1 protein-coding gene is annotated in these 601 nt (G+C 68.2%); it reads right to left on the bottom strand.

The annotated features are described in order from the left end of the window. The coding region (locus V1J52_RS26020; RefSeq protein WP_330142425.1) for a carboxyl transferase domain-containing protein at positions 1–601 on the bottom strand (601 nt) is incomplete at both ends.

Raw genomic sequence — 601 nt, forward strand, 5'->3', positions numbered from 1 at the left:
TCGCGGTTGTTCTGCGGGAGGAGGGTGAGGAGGTAGCGGACCTCCTCCAGACAGGTCTCCTCGTCGTCGTAGGCGAAGTGCGCCACCCCCGACGTCCCCGCGTGCACGTCCGCACCGCCCAGACCGTTCTGGGTGATGTCCTCACCCGTCACCGTCTTGACCACGTCCGGACCCGTGATGAACATCTGCGAGGTCTCCCGCACCATGAACACGAAGTCCGTCAGCGCCGGAGAGTACGCCGCACCCCCCGCACACGGCCCCAGCATCACCGAGATCTGCGGAATCACCCCCGACGCCCGCGTGTTCCGCTGGAAGATCCCCCCATACCCCGCCAGCGCCGAGACACCCTCCTGGATCCGCGCCCCCGCACCGTCGTTCAGCGACACCAGCGGCGCACCCGCCGCGATCGCCATGTCCATGATCTTGTGGATCTTCGCCGCGTGCGCCTCACCCAGCGCACCACCGAAAATCCGGAAGTCATGCGCGTACACGAACACCGTCCGCCCGTGCACCGTCCCCCACCCCGTCACCACACCATCGGTGAACGGCCGCTTCGCCTCCAGACCGAACCCCGTCGCCCGGTGCCGCCGCAACGGCTCGA

The organism is Streptomyces solitudinis (assembly GCF_036323765.1).
Classification (GTDB): Bacteria; Actinomycetota; Actinomycetes; order Streptomycetales; family Streptomycetaceae; genus Streptomyces.